Here is a 17,650-nt window from a genome sequence, read left to right as displayed (position 1 = left end):
CTAGTTGGCGTTGAGGAGCTTGAGCTCCGGGTGGGCCGTGCCGCCCTCGATCGCGGTGGAGGAGATGTGCGAGACCACGCGCTCGTCGACCGGGTCGTTCGCCGGGTCGTCGTGCACGACGAGGTGCTCGTACGTGGTGGCGCGCTGCGCCGGGACCCGGTCCGCCTTGCGGATCAGGTCGATGATCTCCATCCGGTTGGAGCGGTGCTTGGCACCGGCCGAGGAGACGACGTTCTCCTCCAGCATGATCGAGCCGAGGTCGTCGGCGCCGTAGTGCAGCGACAGCTGGCCGACCTCCTTGCCGGTGGTCAGCCAGGAGCCCTGGATGTGGGCCACGTTGTCGAGGAAGAGCCGGGCGATGGAGATCATCCGCAGGTACTCGAAGAGCGTGGCCTGCGTCTGGCCCTTCAGCTTGTTGTTCTCCGGCTGGTAGGTGTACGGGATGAAGGCGCGGAAGCCGCCCGTACGGTCCTGGACGTCCCGGATCATCTTCAGGTGCTCGATGCGCTCGGCGTTGGTCTCGCCGGTGCCCATCAGCATGGTGGAGGTGGACTCGACACCGAGGCCGTGGGCGATCTCCATGATCTCCAGCCACCGCTCGCCGGACTCCTTGAGCGGGGCGATGGCGGTGCGCGGCCGGGCGGGCAGCAGCTCGGCGCCCGCACCGGCGAAGGAGTCGAGACCGGCGGCGTGGATGCGGCTGATGGCCTCCTCGGCGGAGACCTTCGAGATCCGGGCCATGTGCTCGATCTCTGAGGCGCCCAGCGAGTGGATGACCAGCTGCGGGTACGCCTTCTTGATCGCGGAGAAGTGCTCCTCGTAGTACTCGACGCCGAAGTCCGGGTGGTGGCCGCCCTGGAACATGATCTGGGTGCCGCCGAGCTCGACGGTCTCCGCGCAGCGGCGCAGGATGTCCTCGATGTCCCGGGTCCAGCCCTTGGCCTTGTCCTTGGGGGGCGCGTAGAAGGCGCAGAACTTGCAGGCCGTCACACACACGTTGGTGTAGTTGATGTTGCGCTCGATGATGTACGTCGCGATGTGCTCCGTACCGGCGTAACGGCGGCGGCGTACGGCGTCGGCGGCCGCCCCCAGCGCGTGCAGCGGCGCCGAGCGGTACAGGTCGAGCGCCTCCTCCGGGGTGATCCGACCGCCCTCGGCGGCTCGGTCGAGGACGGGCTGAAGGTCGGCCTTCTCGGTCACCGGGCTGTCACCTTTCGGCGGTTTTTTGAGGATCCTCGGACCGATCCAGCGTACGCCAGCCCCTTGCGGCGTCAGCCGCCGGACCGGGTGAGCTCCCCGTACGGGAGGCCCGCGGCGCGCTCCTGCGACCGGTAGCCGAGCGTTCCGTCGTCGGTGAGGCGGAAGACCAGGTCGGCCTCGGTGGTGGTGCAGAGGCCCGGGGTGCTGGGGCGGTCCGGGTCGGTGCGCTCGCGGACCTTGAGCTCCTGCCCCGTGCCGGAGGTGAGGGTGCCGACGCTGTTGCAGGTGACGGTGATCCCGAGCTGGGAGATGGTGTTGGACATCCGGACGACCTGGGTGCCCTTCCTCCCCTCGGTGAAGACCGCGGTGAGGGTGCCGTGCGGCTGCCCGTTCGTCTTCTCCGTGAGCGGGCCCTCCCAGGTGCCGACGAACGCCTTCGGCACCTCCCCGACCGGGGCCTCGCCCGCGTCGGAGGGATCGCCGGAGGGGGTGCCGGAGGGGTCGGCGGATCCGGCGGGGGCGGGATCCTCGGACGCGGTGGCGGTCGCGGACGGCGGGGTGGCCGCCGTGTCGTTCCCCTTGCGCTGGTCGGCGTCGCCGCCCGGCAGGAAGCCGTCGAGCAGACCCGAGCTGAAGGCGACGACCGCGAACGCGCCCGCCACGGCCAGCGCGACCGTGCAGCTCACCCGGCGGCTCCGGCGCGCCCCGGCGTCCGCGCCCGCGCCCCGGCCCGTGCTCGCCTGCGAGTCGGCGCTGACGGTGACGGAGAACCGGGGGTCGTGGGTCCGCTGCCCGGGGAACCCGCCGCCGTGGCCGTCGCCCGGGGGCGCGGTGGGCGGGGGCGGGGTGCCGGGAGGGCCGTCCGGTACGTGGACGAGGGGCGGCCCGAAGACCCCGATGAGGCCGGCCTCGGAACCCGTGGGGACGCCGGAGCGGCTACGGGGGTCGGGGCCGGAGCCGACACGGGGGTCGGGATCGGAGCCCGTACGCGCATCGGAGCCCGTACGGGAACCATCGCCGCTACGGGCATCGTGCCCGGGGCCGTCGTGCGGGTCGGTGTCCGTCCGCGCGCCCGTCCCCGCCCCGAACCCCGCCCCCAGCGACGCGCTGCTGAACGGCACCGGGCCCGAGCCCACCGGCGCGTCCTGCGGTTCCAGGTCCAGCAGCGCCACCGCCGACCGGCTGACCTCGGCCACCAGCCGGCCCGGCAGCCACCCCGCCGCCACCATCGCCGCCGCCCCGTCCGGAGCGAGCGTGCGGGCGAGGTCGGCCGGGGCGGGCCGCGCGTCCGGGTCCTTGGCCAGGCACCCGGCGACCACCTCGCGCAGCTCGCCCTCCAGGTCTCCCAGTTCGGGCTCCTCGTGCACCACCTTGTAGAGGAGTACGGCGGAGGAGTCGCCGGAGAAGGGGGCGGCGCCGGTCGCCGCGTACGCGAGGACCGCGCCGAGCGAGAAGACGTCCGCCGCACCCGAGACGTCCCGGCCGCGGATCTGCTCGGGCGCCATGTAGCCGGGGGAGCCGACGGAGACGCCGGTGGAGGTGAGCGAGACGGTCGCGCCGAGGGCCCGGGCGATGCCGAAGTCGATGAGGCGGGGGCCGTCCAGGGCGAGCAGCACGTTGGAGGGCTTCACATCGCGGTGCACGATGCCCTGGCCGTGGACGACGTGGAGGGCCTCGGCGAGCCCGGCGCCCAGAGTGCGTACCGCGTGCTCGGGCAGCGGGCCGTGCTCGGTGATCGCCTGGGAGAGCGGCGGCCCGGCGACGTAACCGGTGGCGACCCAGGGCACCGGGGCGTCCGGGTCGGCGTCCAGGACCGGGGCGGTCCACTGCGCGCCGATGCGCCGCGCGGACTCCACCTCGCGCCGGAACCGGGCGCGGAACTGCTCGTCGAGCGCGAAGTGCGGGTGGACGACCTTGACCGCGACCGTGCGGCCGCCGGCGCTGCGCCCCAGATAGACCCGGCCCATGCCGCCCGCACCGAGCCTGCCGAGCAGCCGGTAGGCACCGATGGTGTGCGGTTCGCCCGCTTCCAGCGGCTGCATATGGCCTCCCCCTGTGAACCTGCGGACGGTGCACCTTGTGAACCTGTGAACGGTGCACCTTGTGGACGGTGAACCCTGTGGTCGGTCCGGACTCGGACCGAAGCCTAGGGGGCGCCACCGGCGCGGTCACCGGGAAACGGCCGGACCATTCCCCCTTCTCAGGGCAGGAGGGGATGATTTCGCCCCGGGGAAAGGCGCAAATGCGCTGTTCTGCCGACTCCCAATTCCCTGTCCGGGAACGGAAAAGCGAATTCTTCCCATTCCCCGGCTCAGCCGCCGAGCAGCTCCACGTGCACATCCGCGGGGTATCCGGTGTCCGGTCCGGTCCTGCGGGCGAACTCGCGGACGCCGGCCAGCTGGTCCGGGCCGAAGCGGAAGTCCAGGGTCGTGAAGTACTGCTCCAGCACCTCGGCGTCGAAGGCCTCCCAGCGGGCCGCCTGCTCCGCGACCTTGGTGACCTCCTCCAGGGAGAGGTCCCGGGAGGCGAGGAACGCCTCGTGCACCTTGGCCGCCGTCTCGGGGTGGGCGGCGAGGAAGTCCTTGCGGGCCGCCCAGACGGCGAAGACGAACGGCAGTCCCGTCCACTCCTTCCACATCTGGCCCAGGTCGTGGACCTGGAGCCCGAGGCGGGGGGCGTCGTGCAGGTTGGCGCGCAGGGCGGCGTCGCCGATCAGCACGGCCGCGTCCGCCTCCTGCATCATCAGCCCGAGGTCGGGCGGGCAGGTGTAGTAGTCGGGCCGGACCCCGTAGCGCTCGGCGAGCAGCAGCTGGGCCAGGCGTACGGAGGTGCGCGAGGTGGAGCCGAGCGCCACCCGGGCCCGGTCGAGCTGGTCCAGCGGGAGCTGGGAGACGATCACGCAGGACATCACCGGGCCGTCGCAGCCGACCGCGATGTCCGGGAAGGCCACCAGGTCGTCGGCGTTGCGCAGGTACTCCACGAGGGTGACCGGGCCGATGTCCAGGTCCCCCCTGATCAGCTGCTCGCTGAGCCTCTCCGGGGTGTCCTTCGAGAGCTCCAGGTCGAGCAGGGTCCCCGTACGCGCCAGGCCCCAGTAGAGCGGCAGGCAGTTCAGGAACTGGATGTGGCCGACGCGTGGCCGGCTGCGACGGTCGTCGCTGTCACCGGCGGGGGCTTCACTGGCTGAGACGGTTGAATTGTCCACATCGCGAGGCTAGACCCGCCTCCGGCCGCGGGCACCACCGGGGCGTCCCGGATGCTCTCCCGGAGGGGCAATCAAACGTTCGGGTGAAGTGATCTTGCCCTCTACCGCTCTCCGGAGACTGCGTGCTAGGCTCGCCCGCAAGTTGCAGTTTGGTTTCCCTTGCAGTACAGAGCCTGCGGAGCATGTAACCCGCAGGCTTTTGTAGTTTTCAGACTTGTTTGCAGGTTCTGGAGCAGGGCAACCCTTTGGCCCAAGGAGGGCTTATGGCTACCGGAACCGTCAAGTGGTTCAACGCTGAAAAGGGCTTCGGCTTCATCGCCCAGGACGGCGGCGGCCCGGATGTCTTCGTTCACTACTCCGCGATCAACGCCTCCGGGTTCCGCTCTCTTGAGGAGAACCAGCAGGTGACCTTCGACGTCACTCAGGGACCCAAGGGTCCGCAGGCTGAGAACGTCATCCCGGCCTAGTTGCCCGGGTCGGCCGATCGCGGCCGTACATAGCAGTACCCAAGGAGCCCCGCTCCCCCGCTTCGGCGGAGGAACGGGGCTCCTGCCTGTTCCCGGGCCACCGCGAGGACCGGTGCCGCTCGACCTTCACACCTTGACCTTCACACCGTGTGAAGCCGTGCAGTGGGAGCCATCATGTTCACCATCGGAGACTTCGCCAGGTACGGGCGGGTGTCGCCCCGGATGCTGCGTCACTACGACGCCATCGGGCTGCTGCGCCCGGACCGCACCGACCCCGCCACCGGCTACCGCTTCTACGGCGCCGCCCAGCTGGCGCGGCTCAACCGGATCATCGCGCTCAAGGACCTCGGCTTCACGCTCCAGCAGGTGCGGGCCGTCCTGGACGAGCAGGTGGGTCCGGAGGAGCTGCGCGGGATGCTGCGGCTGCGCCGGGCGGAGCTGGCGGAGGCGGTGGCGGCCGCTTCGGCGCGGCTGGCCCAGGTCGAGGCGAGGCTCCGGTCGATCGAGAGTGAGGGGCACATGCCTGCCGACGACGTCGTGATCAAGACCGTTCCCGCGGTCCGGGTGGCCGAGCTGACCGGGACGGCCGCGAGCTACGAGCCGCACCACATCGGGCCGGTGATCGGTCCGCTGTACGAGGAGCTCCTCCCGCTGCTGGAGGGTGCCGGCCTCCGGCCCACCGGGCCCGGGATCGCCCGGTACGAGGACGCCCCCGGGGGCGGCGGCGCGATCGTCGTGCACGCGGGGGTGACGGTGACGGCCCCGGTGGGCCCGGTCGGCGGGACCGGGGTGAGCGTGGTGGAGCTGCCCCCGTTCGAGGCGGCGACGGTCGTGCACCGGGGCGCGATGGACGACGTCGTGCCGACCGTGCAGACCCTGGCCCGCTGGCTGGACGCCAACGGGTACCGGTCCACGGGGTACACCCGTGAGGTCAGCCTGGAGTGCCCGCCGGACCGGAGCCGGTGGGTGACGGAGCTCCAGGAGCCGGTGACGAAGGTCTGACGGCCCGCTGTACGGGGAGGGCGGCGCGCGTCCTCCCCGTACGGCCGCACCTAGCTCTGCCGGGCTCCCGCCCAGAGGCCGTCATCCGTCAGCCCCAGCAGGTCGATCGCGTTGCCGCGGACGATGCGGTCCACAACGTCCGGGGCGAGGTGGCCCATCTGTGCCTCGCCGACCTCGCGGGACTTGGGCCAGGTGGAGTCGGAGTGCGGGTAGTCCGTCTCGTACAGGACGTTGCCGACGCCGATCGCGTCCAGGTTCTTCAGTCCGAAGGCGTCGTCGAAGAAGCAGCCGTAGACGTGGTCCGCGAAGAGTTCGGACGGCGGGCGGTGGACCTTGTCGGCGACGCCGCCCCAGGCCCGGTTCTCCTCCCAGACGACGTCGGCGCGTTCCAGGATGTACGGGATCCAGCCGATCTGGCCCTCCGCGTACATGATCTTCAGGTTGGGGAAGCGCTCGAACTTGCCGCTCATCAGCCAGTCGACCATCGAGAAGCAGCAGTTGGCGAAGGTGATGGTGGAGCCGACGGCGGGCGGGGCGTCGGCGGAGGTGGACGGCATCCTCGACGAGGAGCCGATGTGCATGGCGATGACGGTGCCGGTCTCGTCACAGGCCGCGAGAAATGGATCCCATTCGTCCGTATGTATGGACGGCAGCCCGAGATGGGGAGGTATCTCGGAGAACGCGACCGCGCGCACGCCCCGGGCCGCATTGCGCCGGACCTCTGCGGCGGCGAGCTCCGCGTCCCAGAGCGGGACGAGGGTGAGCGGGATGAGGCGGCCGTGCGCCTCGGGGCCGCACCACTCCTCCACCATCCAGTCGTTGTACGCGCGCACCCCCAGGAGCCCCAGTTCGCGGTTCTTCGCCTCGGTGAACGTCTGGCCGCAGAAGCGCGGGAAGGTCGGGAAGCAGAGGGCGGACTGGACGTGGTTGACGTCCATGTCGGCGAGCCGGTCGGGGACCGAGAAGGAGCCCGGCCGCATCTGCTCGTAGGTGATGATCTCCAGCTTGATCTCGTCCCTGTCGTAGCCGACGGCGGTGTCCAGGCGGGTCAGCGGCCGGTGCAGGTCCTCGTAGACCCACCAGTCGCCCACCGGCCCGTCGTCCCCCTCGGCGCCCATCACGGGCGCGAACTTTCCGCCCATGAAGGTCATTTCCTTCAGCGGTGCGCGGACGACGCGCGGGCCGGAGTCGGCGTACTTGGACGGGAGCCGGTCCCGCCAGACATGAGCGGGCTCCACCGTGTGGTCGTCCACCGAGATGATCTTCGGGAAGGTCTCCATGTGTTCCACGGTAGCGCCGATCTGACGAACCGTCAGCTAGCGTGCGCACATCGGCACGGGGCACACCTCCCCGCACGGCTCCCCGCACGGTTCCCCAATCGTTGTCGAGGGCTTGTGCAGAGCGTCACCCAGTGCTGACGAGCCCGCCCGCGACAAGGCAGACTGTTGAGCGCGATACCAGCGGTACCGAGCAATCCGGATGCACACCGCACTTCGACGCATCAGCGGACAACGGGCGGATATTCGGACACCGGCACCAACCGCAGAGCCCGCTGAAGAGCAGGGCCGGCAGGCGAGCAGGACAGGGGGCATCAATGGACCGTGACCACGGGCCACGCGTGCGCGTACCGGAGCAGCGCGCTCCGGAGGAACCGGGGGCCGCCGACTCCCTCAGGTTCACCGTCCTGGGTCCCGTACGTGCGTGGCGCGGCGCGGAGTCGCTGCCCTCCGGCTCCCCCCAGCAGCGCGCGCTGCTCGCCGCCCTGCTCCTGCGGGAGGGCCGGACGGCCACCGCGGGCGAACTCATCGACGCGTTCTGGGGCGAGGACCCGCCCTCGCAGGCGCTGGCGACGATCCGTACGTACGCCTCCCGGCTCCGCAAGATCCTGGGGCAGGACACCCTGGTGAGCGAGGCGGGCGGGTACGCGCTCCGGATCGGGCGCGGCGCGCTCGACCTCACCCTGGCGCAGGACCTGGCCGCCGCGGCGGAGAAGGCGCGCGCCGGGGGGAACCGCCTCCAGGCCCGCGCCCTGATCAACAAGGTGCTGGGCCTGTGGGACGGCGAGGCGCTGGCCTCGGTCCCCGGGCCGTACGCGGAGAACCAGCGCACCCGGCTGGAGGAGTGGCGCCTCCAGCTCACCGAGGCCCGCCTCGACCTGGACCTGGAGGTCGGCAGCCACGCGGAGGCCGTCTCCGAACTCACCGCGCTCACCGCCGCCCACCCGCTGCGGGAGCGGCTGCGCGAGCTGCTGATGGTGGCGCTCTACCGCAGCGGCCGGCAGGCGGAGGCGCTGGCCGTGTACGCGGACACCCGGCGGCTCCTCTCCGAGGAGCTGGGGGTCGACCCGCGCCCCGAACTGGCCCAGCTCCAGCAGCGCATCCTGCGGGCCGACGAGGAGCTGGCCCGCCCGGCGGACGAACCGGCCCCGGCGGCCGCGCCCTTGAAGCCCGCGCAGCTTCCGGCGACCGTGCCCGATTTCACGGGACGCGACTCCTTCGTACGGGACCTGGGCGCCCAACTCGCCTCCGCCGAGGGTTCGGTGATGGCCGTCTCCGCCCTGGCCGGGATCGGCGGCGTCGGCAAGACGACGCTGGCCGTCCACGTGGCCCACCAGGCCCGCCCGCACTTCCCCGACGGGCAGCTCTACGTCGACCTCCAGGGCGCGGGGGCACGGGCGGCGGAGCCGGAGACGGTCCTCGGCTCGTTCCTGCGGGCGCTCGGCACGGCGGACTCGGCGATCCCGGACACGCTGGACGAGCGGGCCGCGCTCTACCGCTCGACGCTGGACGGCCGCCGCATCCTGGTCCTCCTCGACAACGCCCACGACGCCGCCCAGATCCGCCCGCTGCTGCCCGGCACGCCCGGCTGCGCGGCGCTGGTGACGAGCCGGGTGCGGATGGTCGACCTGGCCGGGGCACACCTGGTGGACCTGGACGTGATGTCGCCGGACGAGGCGCTCCAGCTCTTCACGAGGATCGTCGGCGCGGAACGGGTCGGCGCGGAACGGGAAGCCGCCCTGGACGTGGTGGCCGCCTGCGGTTTCCTGCCCCTCGCCATCCGCATCGCCGCCTCCCGGCTGGCCGCCCGCCGCACCTGGACGGTCTCCGTCCTCGCCGCCAAGCTGGCCGACGAGCGCCGCCGCCTGGACGAGCTCCAGGCGGGCGACCTCGCGGTCAAGGCCACCTTCGAACTCGGCTACGGCCAGCTGGAACCGGCCCAGGCCCGCGCCTTCCGCCTGCTGGGCCTCGCGGACGGCCCCGACATCTCGCTCGCCGCCGCGGCGGCCCTGCTGAACCTGGAGCCGCACACCGCGGAGGACCTCCTGGAAGCCCTGGTCGACACCTCCCTCCTGGAGTCGGCCGCCCCCGGCCGCTACCGCTACCACGACCTCGTACGCCTCTACGCGCGTGCCTGCGCGGAACGCGACGAACAGCCGCCGGTGGAGAGGGAGCTGCGCTGTCGCGGCTGCTCGACTTCTACCTGGCGACGGCGGCGGGGGTGTACGCGCTGGAGCGGCCGGCCGACCGGCTGGTGGACCACCTGGAGCCGACGGACCACCCGGGGCTCACGTTCGGCAACCGGCAGGCGGCGCTGGACTGGCTGTACACGGAGGCGGGCCCGCTGCTCGCCTGCGTACGCCGGTCCAGCGAGCCCTCCACCCTGCGCCGGGGCGTCGACCTGCTCTGGGCGGCCCTGGACCTGGGCGAGTCGGGGGCGAACGCGAAGCAGTACGAGACCGCCGCCATCGCCCTGCTGGAGGCGGCCCGGACGAGCGGCGACCGGCGCTCCGAGGTCCGGGCCCTGGTGACGCTGGCCGATGTGCACCACACGTCGGGCCGGTTCGACCAGGCCGAGCAGGAGGCGGAGAGCGTGATGATCCTGGTCGAGGCCGACCAGGACCCGCTGCCCGCCTGCTGGGCGTCGAACGCCCGGGGCATCATGGCGCTCTACCAGAGCCGCCACGACGACGGGGAGCGGTACTTCAACCAGGCCATAGACAACTTCCGCTCCATCCAGGACCGGCCGGGCGAGGCCAGCGCGCTCTGCAACCTCTCGCGCATCCACCTGGCGACCGGCCGCACCGACAGCGCGGTGGCCCTGGCCGAGGAGGGCACGGCCGTCTACGACAGCATGGGCCACGCCCTGCGGAGCGCCAACGGCCGTTACGCGCTGGGGATGGCGCTCACCCAGAGCGGCAGGTTCGCCGAGGCGTCGGAGCGGCTGCTGGAGGCGCTGGACGTCTTCCGCGCCAGCCGGCAGCGGCTGTGGGAGGGGATGACCCTCTTCCGGCTCGCCGAGGTCGATCTGGCGGCGGGGAACGCGACGGACGCGGCGGTCAAGGCGGAGCAGGCCCTCACCGCCCTGCGGGGCATCGGCGGCGAGTGGCGCCGGGGCAACGTCCTCACCGTGCTGGGCCGTTCCCTCGCCCAGATCGGCCAGTTCGGCCGGGCGGAGGTCTGCTGGCGCGAGGCGCTCGGCATATACGACGCGCTCGGTTCGCAGGAGGCGGCCGAGGTCCGCTCGCTGCTCTCGTCGGCCGCCTCGACCTCGCCCTCGTAACCCCTTCCGGGCCCTGGCGGCCCCTCCGGCACGGGTGTTCATCATTCGTTTATCGCGACCGGCCAGTCTCATGCCTGTCGATCCGTCGCGTCGGGGGGCAGACGGGCTGACGGTGAGGCCGCGACGTAAGGTGAGCGGCCCTGAGGGGCCCGCCCGGCAGTCCACGGGGGAACAGCCGGGCGGGCCCGCTCATCAACCGGAAACGAAGTACTGCCAAGGGGAGAACAGCGATATGGCTGACGCGAAGAAGAACCCGGTCATCAAGCCGCAGGACATGCACGCCACCGGCGGCGAGACGACCAACGGCGACATGCACGCCACCGGCAGCCCGCTCAAGCCGAAGGACATGCACGCGACCGGCGGGGACACCACGAACGGCGACATGCACGCCACGAGCGAGCCCGCCAACTAGACCTTCACGACGGGGACGGGGGATACGGGGGAGGTACGGGGGAGCAGCCGCGGCGGCACGGAGGGGGAGCCGTCGCGGCTGTCGTACACCGAGGGGCCCGAGCCTGGGGATGGGCTCGGGCCCCTCGGGCGTGGGGACGCCGGGGACCACCGACCCGCTTTATAGTATTGAAAATGCTAAAGTAGAGCCATGACTGAAGCCCCCGACTTCCCCCCCGGAGACGGACCCAGTAGCGGCATCTCCGTCTCCCTCACGGCGGGGACCCTCCACGCGATCCGCGAGCGGGTCGGCAAGCGAGGCGTCTCGGCATATCTCGAAGCAGCCGCGCAGCGACAGATCGAGCGCGACAACCTGGACGAGCTCCTCGCCGACTTCGAGAAGGTCAACGGGCCGACCGACGCCGCGTCCGTGGCCGACAAGCGCGCCAAGCTGACCAGCAACCCGCCCGAGGCCGGAGCGGCCGCATGAGCGGTGCTCTGGTACTCGACAGCGAAGGACTCGCTCAGGCCGTCCTGCGCGGCCGCGAGGTGCAGGAATGGCTGGAGGCGGCCCGCGCCGCCGATCTGCCGGTCATCACCTCGGCAGTGATCCTGACCGAGGTGATCCATCCGCGGATCAATACCGCCGCGCTCTCCTGGACGCTGTCGCGCCTGCGTGTCGAGCCGGTCAGCCAGGCCATCGCGCAGTCCGCCGCGACCCTGCTCATCGGCGCCGGGCTGCACGGCCACGAGTACGCCATTGACGCGCTGCTCTGTGCGACCGCCCTCACGCACCCGGGCCGGGTCACGGTCCTCACGTCCGACACCGAGGACATCGGGCTCCTCACCGCCGGCCACCCCCGGGTGACAGCGGAGAAGATCTGACGGTCCCGGCCTCTGCACCATCCGCCGCGTCCCGGCGACCGGGCGGTGCACCGGCTCCCCCAGCCGGTCATGCTCACGCTGACACTCCATGGCCCGCGTGACATACGCGCTGAAGGCGCCACGGCCGACCTCCGCCCGGATCTCCTCCGCCAGCTCCTCCGGCAGGGTGACCGTGTACTTCTTGGTTGCCATGGCCTACGGATCTACCACCGATCGCCGCACCACTCCCCGCCCGTTCACCCCATCCGGTGAAGCCGAGCGGAGGTGCGCTACCCCCGCCCCCGCAGCTCCCCCTTCACCACCTTGCCGCTCGCGTTGCGCGGGAGCTCCGGGACGAACTCCACCGTCCTCGGGACCTTGAAGTTCGCCATCTCGCGGCGCGACCAGGCGATCAGGTCGTCGGCCGTGAGCGTGGCGCCCCGGCGGCGGACCGCGTACGCCTTGCCGACCTCGCCGAGGCGGGGGTCGGGGACGCCGACGACCGCCACGTCGGCGATGTCCGGGTGGAGGCCGAGGAGCTGTTCGATCTCGGCCGGGTAGGCGTTGAAGCCGCCCACGATGAACATGTCCTTGATCCGGTCCGTGATCCGCAGGTTGCCCGCCTCGTCCAGGACGCCCACGTCACCGGTGCGGAGCCAGCCGTCCGGGGTGATCGTGGCTGCCGTGGTCTGCGGGTCCTCGAAGTAGCCGCTCATCACGTTGAAGCCCCGCACCTGGATCTCACCGGGCTCCCCGGGGCCGGCCAGGACGCGGATCTCGGTGCCGGGAATCGCCCGGCCGGAGGTGGTGGCCACGGTCTGCGGCGCGTCGCCCCGGCGGCACATCGTGACGATGCCGCTCGCCTCGGAGAGGCCGTACGCCGTGAGGACGGTGGCGATGTGGAGTTCGCCGCGCAGGCGCTCCACCAGCCGCAGGGGGACCACCGCCGCTCCCGTGACCACCAGGCGCAGGGCGGACAGGTCGTGGGAGTCGCGGGCCGGGTGGTCCAGGAGCGCCTGGTGGAGGGTGGGCGGGCCGGGCAGGACGGAGATGCGTTCCGCCGCGATGTTCGCCAGCACCGTGTCCACGCCGAACACCGGCTGCGGGACCATCGTGGCCCCCCGCATCAGGCAGGCGATGATCCCCGCCTTGTAGCCGAAGGTGTGGAAGAAGGGGTTGACGATCAGATAGCGGTCGCCCTCGCGCAGGCCGGCCAGGTCGCTCCAGATCTCGTACGCGCGCAGCGTCTGCGCGTGCGTGATCACCGCACCCTTGGGTGCACCGGTGGTGCCCGAGGTGTAGATGATGTCGGAGGGGTCCGAGGGGGCAATGGCGGCCTCCCGTTCCCGTACGGCGGAGGACGGCACCCCCTCCCCCGCCGCCAGGAAGTCCGGCCAGCTCGTGTAGTCCTCCGGCGCGGTCTCCGCCAGCACCACCACCCGCTCCAGGTCGGGCAGCTTCACCTCCGTCCGGCGCAGGGACGCCACGTACGACGTGCCCAGGAACGTGCCGGTGACGAAGAGCAGCCTGGCCCGGCTGCGCCGCAGGATGTGCGCCGCCTCGGTCCCCTTGAACCGTGTGTTGAGGGGGACCAGCACCGCGCCCGCGCTCACCGCTCCCAGCGCGGAGACGATCCAGTCCAGCGTGTTCGGGGCCCAGATCGCGACCCGGTCGCCCCGCTCCACCCCGGCGGCCATGCACGCGGCGGCGGCGCGCTCCACCCGGTCGCCGAGTCCGGCGTACGTCAGGCGGGTGCGGCCCTCGACCACCGCCTCCGCCGGTCCGTACCGCCGTGCCGCCTCCCGCACCAGCCCCGGGATGCTGCCCCACTCCTCGTCGTCTCGCATCGTGTGCCCTTCCTGTCCCTGACGCCGACAGACACCGTGCTCCGAACGTCTCATACGGTCCATGGGAGCTGACTATCCGTCAGATTAGCGGTAGCCTCTGCCGCTGTCAGCAGGCGCGACGGTGCGGGAGGTTGGCGGATGGCGACGCTCAAGGACGCGACAGCGATAGCCGGGATCGGGCAGACGGCGTTCGCGAAACGGCTCCCGGAATCCGAGAAGACCCTCGCCTGCCGGGCGATCCTGGCCGCCCTCGACGACGCGGGCATCGCACCGTCGGAGGTCGACGGCTTCGCCTCGTACACCATGGAGGAGACCGACGAGGTGGAGGTCGCCAAGGCGATCGGCGCCGGGGACGTCACCTTCTTCTCCAAGGTGGGATACGGGGGCGGCGGCTCCTGCGCCACCCTCGCCCACCTCGCCGCCGCCGTCGCCACCGGCCAGGCGAGCGTCGGGGTCGCCTGGCGGTCGCGCAAACGCGGGTCCGGGCCCCGCCCCTGGAAGAACACCGCCGTCCAGCTCCCCACCCCCGCCCAGTGGACCCGCCCCTACGGTCTGCTGCGGCCCGCCGACGAGATCGGGATGCTGGCCCGGCGGTACATGCACGAGTACGGGGCCACCCGCGACCACCTCTTCAACGTGGCCCTCGCCTGCCGCAACCGGGCCAACCAGAACCCGGCCGCGATCATGTACGACCGGCCGCTCACCCGCGAGATGTACATGACCTCCCGCTGGATCAGCGAACCCCTCTGCCTCTTCGACAACTGCCTGGAGACGGACGGGGCGCTGGCCTGCGTCATCGTCTCCGCCGAGCGCGCCCGCGACTGCCGGCAGAAGCCGGTCTACCTGCACTCCGTCGCCCAGGGCCTGCCCGCCCAGCACCACGGGATGGTCAACTACTGGAACGACGACCCGCTCACCGGACCCGCCTGGACAGCCGCCCGACAGCTCTGGAAACAGGCCGACTTCGGGCCCGAGGGCGTCGATGTGGCCCAGATCTACGACGCGTTCACCCCGCTCGTCCCGCTCTCCCTGGAGGGGTACGGCTTCTGCGCGCGCGGCGAGGGCGGGGCGTTCACCGAGGGCGGGGCGCTGGAGAGCGGCGGGCGGCTGCCCATCAACACCGGGGGCGGCGGGCTGAGCGAGGCGTACGTCCACGGGTTCAACCTCATCACCGAGGGCGTCAAACAACTGCGCGGCACCTCCACCGCCCAGGTGCCGGACGCCGCCACCTGCCTGGTCACCGCCGGTGAGGGCGTACCGACGTCGGCCGTTCTGCTGCGGAACTGAGGAGTTGAGGAGATGGGTGTGAACGATTCCCTGCTGCTTCCCGTCCTGGACGAGGACGGGGCGCCCTTCTGGGAGTACGCCGCCCGGGGCGAGCTCCGCGTCCAGGCGTGCGCCTCCCCCACCTGCGGCGAACTCCGCTTCCCGCCCCGGCCGTGCTGCCCGCACTGCGGCTCCTTCGACAGCGAGTGGCGGGCGATGAGCGGACGCGGCCGGCTCTGGTCGTACGTGATCCCGCACCCGCCGCTGCTTCCCGCCTACGCCGAACAGGCCCCGTACAACGCGGTGCTGGTGGAGCTGGCGGATGCCCCGCACATCCGGCTGGCCGGGAACGTGGTCGCCTCCGCCGACGCACCGCTGAACTCGGTGGACCCGGGGCGGCTGCGGATCGGGGCTCCGGTGCGGGCCGCGTTCTGCCCGGTGGGACCCGACGGTTTCACGCTCGTACGCTGGCTCCTGGAGCGGTGAGCGATGGCGCTGCGGATCGAGCGGGACGGGCAGCGCGGGGTGGCGCTCGTCATCCTGGACCGGCCGGAGAAGCTGAACGCGATCGACCTGGAGACGGCCGAGGAACTCGCCGCGCTGTGGCGGGAGTTGCGGTACGACGAGTCGGTGCGGGCCGCCGTCCTCACCGGGGCCGGCACCCGCGCCTTCTGCACCGGGATCGACCGGGGCGTGAAGGTCCCGCAGCCCCCGTCCCCGTACGCGATCGACGACCCCCTCCTGCGGATCGGGCCCAAGGCGAACGACCTGTGGAAGCCGGTGGTCGCGGCCGTGGAGGGGATGGCGTGCGGCGGGGCGTTCTACCTGCTGGGCGAGGCGGAGTTCATCGTCGCCTCGCGGGAGGCCACCTTCTTCGACCCGCACACGACGTACGGGATGGTCTCGGCGTACGAGGCGATCGCGATGGCCCAGCGGATGCCGTTCGGGGAGGTGGCCCGGATGTCCCTGATGGGCACCGCCGAACGGGTGAGCGCTGAGCGGGCGTACGCGACCGGGCTGGTCAGCGAGGTGACGGAGCCCGGGGGTGCGGTGGCGGCGGCGCTGCGGGCGGCGGCGGTGATCGCCGGGTACCCGACGGAGGCGGTGCAGGGCACGGTCCGGGCGGTGTGGTCGGCGAAGGAGGCCGCCCGTACGCAGGCGCTGGCCCAGGCGCCCGCGCTGATCGCGCTGGGCAACCTGGCGCCGGAGCGGCAGGCGGAGCTGTTCGAGGGGCGGGGCGGGGGCGGGGGCGGGGCGCCGGTGGTTCGCTGAGTGCTCACGGCGCCGGGCCCGAGCCCTCTCGGCTCAGAGGAGCTGGGCCGTGACCTCGCACCGCTTGACCTCGGAGACCCTGCGGGGGCTCTCCATGCGCACGGTGAGGTTGCGTACGTCACCGGCGTCGAGCGTCGTCGTGGTTTCGGCGGTGTCGACGGTGTTCCCGCGGGCGTCGTAGAACGTCACGTCGACCTCGTACGTGTGCGAGCCGGTGTCCTTCGACCGGAGCTCGACGACCGACGCGGTGACCGCCTTGCGCTTGCCCTTGCGGGGCTGGGCGCAGCGGATCACCCGGACGGCGGGGCCGTCGGAGGCGGTGGGCGTCGGGGTTCCGTAGGAGGAGCCGGACGAGCCGGACGAGTTGTCGTCGTAGTCATCGTCGTCGTAATCGGTGTGGCGGTAACCACTGTTGCTCTTCTTGGAGTTGGAGCAGCCGCCGCCCGAACTGCTGCTGCCCTTGCTCTTGCTGCCCTTGCCGCCACTGGTGGACGTCGTGAATCCGGTGAGCGCGAGCACCACCACGACCAGGACCGCCGCGAGCTTCATCTGTCGCCGCATCATGGATGCAGCCCCCCTTGTGTCGTTCCTCGTGTGCTGTCGTTTCCCGTGCTGACGTCCCACAGCATGCCGGATGGCCCCGGCGTGTAGGTCATGGCCCTGTCACGGTCCGGTCATGGTCTGCGGGGCGGGGCATCCTTACGGCGGGCGGCGGCGTCCGCGTGGCGGGGGTGATCGTCCCGGCGTAGCGTCGGCGGTGCGGGGGTGTTCGCCGTACGCCGTTGGAGGCTGACGATGATCCGCAACATCCTCGGTTCACTCGTCGCCCTGGCCGGGGCGGCGTCCGCGGTGCTGAGCCCGTTCCGCGACTGGTACGACGGGCGGGCGGGGCAGGACTACCGGGTGCGGGACCTGTTCGGGGGCATCACCGCCACGGAGTCGGGGGTGCTGGTCTCGATCCTGCTGCCGTTCCTGTTCGCGGCGCTGCTGGTGATCGCGGGGGTGGTGCTCCGGTCGCGGATCGCCGTCGCGCTGGCGGGGCTGGTGGTGCTGGGTTTCACGATCCTGTGGATGGTCCGCCAGGGGCAGGCGGAGGGGGCTCTCACGGTGGGCGGGGACGGGGCGGGGCTGCAGGTGGGGGTGGCCAACGCGTTGGCGGGTGGGGTGCTGATGCTGATCGGGGCGTTGCTGATGAGTGGGCGGGGGGCCGGGGCCCGGTCCCGGGCTCGGGCTCGGCGGGAGCGGGAGCCTGTGGAGCCGTATGCCGCGCCGCCGGCGGACCAGGTGGACACGTGGCCGCCGACGCAGGAGCCGGGGATGTCGACGCACACGTCGCCGTGGCCGGAGCCGGAGGTGGACCCGTACACGGGGCCCGATCCGCATGACCCCCGTACGCGGTCGTATCCGCAGGCGGAGCGGGGGCCGGAGCCCGGGGACCCCGGGGATCCTCGGGACCCGGTACATCCGCCGCACCGACCTCCGGAGAGGTGACGGCCATCCCGTCGAGGGTTCCGTCCTCAAACGCCGGACGGGCTGGGGTCTCCGGGGCTCCGGCCCCTCAGAGCTGACGGCCACCC

General features: G+C 72.0%; 15 protein-coding genes and 1 pseudogene. 10 read left to right on the top strand and 6 right to left on the bottom strand.

Going from position 1 to position 17,650, the window contains the following annotated elements:
- The 3 genes from mqnC to IE264_RS22635 all read right to left on the bottom strand — a co-directional run bounded on the left by mqnC (position 1) and on the right by IE264_RS22635 (position 4,405).
- Positions 1–1,200, bottom strand: coding sequence for a cyclic dehypoxanthinyl futalosine synthase (gene mqnC, locus IE264_RS22645; protein ID WP_032760048.1), 1,200 nt, complete (start codon positions 1,198–1,200; stop codon positions 1–3).
- A 71-nt stretch (positions 1,201–1,271) separates the two neighbouring features.
- Positions 1,272–3,242, bottom strand: a complete 1,971-nt coding sequence (locus tag IE264_RS22640; protein ID WP_032760049.1) for a serine/threonine-protein kinase — start codon at positions 3,240–3,242, stop codon at positions 1,272–1,274.
- 269 nt (positions 3,243–3,511) lie between these two features.
- Positions 3,512–4,405 carry a menaquinone biosynthetic enzyme MqnA/MqnD family protein gene (locus tag IE264_RS22635; RefSeq protein WP_015610595.1) on the bottom strand — a complete coding sequence of 298 codons (894 nt, stop codon included), beginning with the start codon at positions 4,403–4,405 and terminating at the stop codon, positions 3,512–3,514.
- 263 nt (positions 4,406–4,668) lie between these two features.
- Here IE264_RS22635 and IE264_RS22630 point away from each other — a divergent pair, with 263 nt between their 5' ends.
- Positions 4,669–4,872 carry a cold-shock protein gene (locus IE264_RS22630; protein WP_015610594.1) on the top strand — a complete coding sequence of 68 codons (204 nt, stop codon included), beginning with the start codon at positions 4,669–4,671 and terminating at the stop codon, positions 4,870–4,872.
- A gap of 174 nt (positions 4,873–5,046) precedes the next feature.
- A complete protein-coding gene (locus IE264_RS22625; RefSeq protein ID WP_032760051.1) occupies positions 5,047–5,874 on the top strand; it encodes a MerR family transcriptional regulator in 828 nt (275 codons plus the stop codon).
- Positions 5,875–5,924: 50 nt separating this feature from the next.
- On the opposite strand, the gene IE264_RS22620 is transcribed toward IE264_RS22625, so the two are convergent.
- Positions 5,925–7,154: an amidohydrolase family protein gene (locus tag IE264_RS22620; RefSeq protein WP_032760052.1), complete on the bottom strand. Its 1,230-nt coding sequence runs from the start codon at positions 7,152–7,154 to the stop codon at positions 5,925–5,927.
- A gap of 314 nt (positions 7,155–7,468) precedes the next feature.
- On the opposite strand from IE264_RS22620, the pseudogene afsR reads away from it, so the two are divergent.
- From afsR to IE264_RS22600, 4 genes and pseudogenes are all read left to right on the top strand, one after another.
- Positions 7,469–10,434: pseudogene (gene afsR / locus IE264_RS22615) on the top strand (SARP-family global regulator AfsR).
- 232 nt (positions 10,435–10,666) lie between these two features.
- Complete coding sequence (locus IE264_RS22610) at positions 10,667–10,846, top strand: hypothetical protein (RefSeq protein WP_015610590.1); 180 nt, start codon at positions 10,667–10,669, stop codon at positions 10,844–10,846.
- A 189-nt stretch (positions 10,847–11,035) separates the two neighbouring features.
- Entirely contained in the window at positions 11,036–11,314 is a 279-nt protein-coding gene (locus tag IE264_RS22605) for a hypothetical protein (RefSeq protein WP_032760055.1), read from the top strand.
- A complete protein-coding gene (locus IE264_RS22600) occupies positions 11,311–11,709 on the top strand; it encodes a type II toxin-antitoxin system VapC family toxin (protein ID WP_032760056.1) in 399 nt (132 codons plus the stop codon). The genes IE264_RS22605 and IE264_RS22600 overlap by 4 nt, the downstream gene beginning before the upstream one ends.
- A gap of 269 nt (positions 11,710–11,978) precedes the next feature.
- On the opposite strand, the gene IE264_RS22595 is transcribed toward IE264_RS22600, so the two are convergent.
- A complete protein-coding gene (locus IE264_RS22595) occupies positions 11,979–13,535 on the bottom strand; it encodes a FadD3 family acyl-CoA ligase (RefSeq protein ID WP_032760058.1) in 1,557 nt (518 codons plus the stop codon).
- Between the two features lie 138 nt (positions 13,536–13,673).
- Here IE264_RS22595 and IE264_RS22590 point away from each other — a divergent pair, with 138 nt between their 5' ends.
- The 3 genes from IE264_RS22590 to IE264_RS22580 are packed head-to-tail and all read left to right on the top strand — an operon-like array spanning position 13,674 to position 16,073.
- Positions 13,674–14,822, top strand: coding sequence for a lipid-transfer protein (locus tag IE264_RS22590; protein ID WP_032760059.1), 1,149 nt, complete (start codon positions 13,674–13,676; stop codon positions 14,820–14,822).
- Positions 14,823–14,834: 12 nt separating this feature from the next.
- Positions 14,835–15,287, top strand: coding sequence for a Zn-ribbon domain-containing OB-fold protein (locus IE264_RS22585; RefSeq protein WP_032760060.1), 453 nt, complete (start codon positions 14,835–14,837; stop codon positions 15,285–15,287).
- A 3-nt stretch (positions 15,288–15,290) separates the two neighbouring features.
- Positions 15,291–16,073: an enoyl-CoA hydratase/isomerase family protein gene (locus tag IE264_RS22580; RefSeq protein ID WP_032760061.1), complete on the top strand. Its 783-nt coding sequence runs from the start codon at positions 15,291–15,293 to the stop codon at positions 16,071–16,073.
- A gap of 33 nt (positions 16,074–16,106) precedes the next feature.
- Here IE264_RS22580 and IE264_RS22575 read toward each other — a convergent pair whose 3' ends face one another.
- Entirely contained in the window at positions 16,107–16,637 is a 531-nt protein-coding gene (locus IE264_RS22575) for an FxLYD domain-containing protein (RefSeq protein WP_015610582.1), read from the bottom strand.
- Between the two features lie 231 nt (positions 16,638–16,868).
- Here IE264_RS22575 and IE264_RS22570 point away from each other — a divergent pair, with 231 nt between their 5' ends.
- A complete protein-coding gene (locus IE264_RS22570; RefSeq protein WP_032760073.1) occupies positions 16,869–17,564 on the top strand; it encodes a hypothetical protein in 696 nt (231 codons plus the stop codon).
- Positions 17,565–17,650: the final 86 nt, after the last annotated feature.

Source organism: Streptomyces microflavus, assembly GCF_014650075.1.
Taxonomy (GTDB): domain Bacteria; phylum Actinomycetota; class Actinomycetes; order Streptomycetales; family Streptomycetaceae; genus Streptomyces; species Streptomyces microflavus.
Note: the sequence above shows the minus strand (reverse complement) of the source record. Positions and strands in the feature narration are given on the sequence as shown.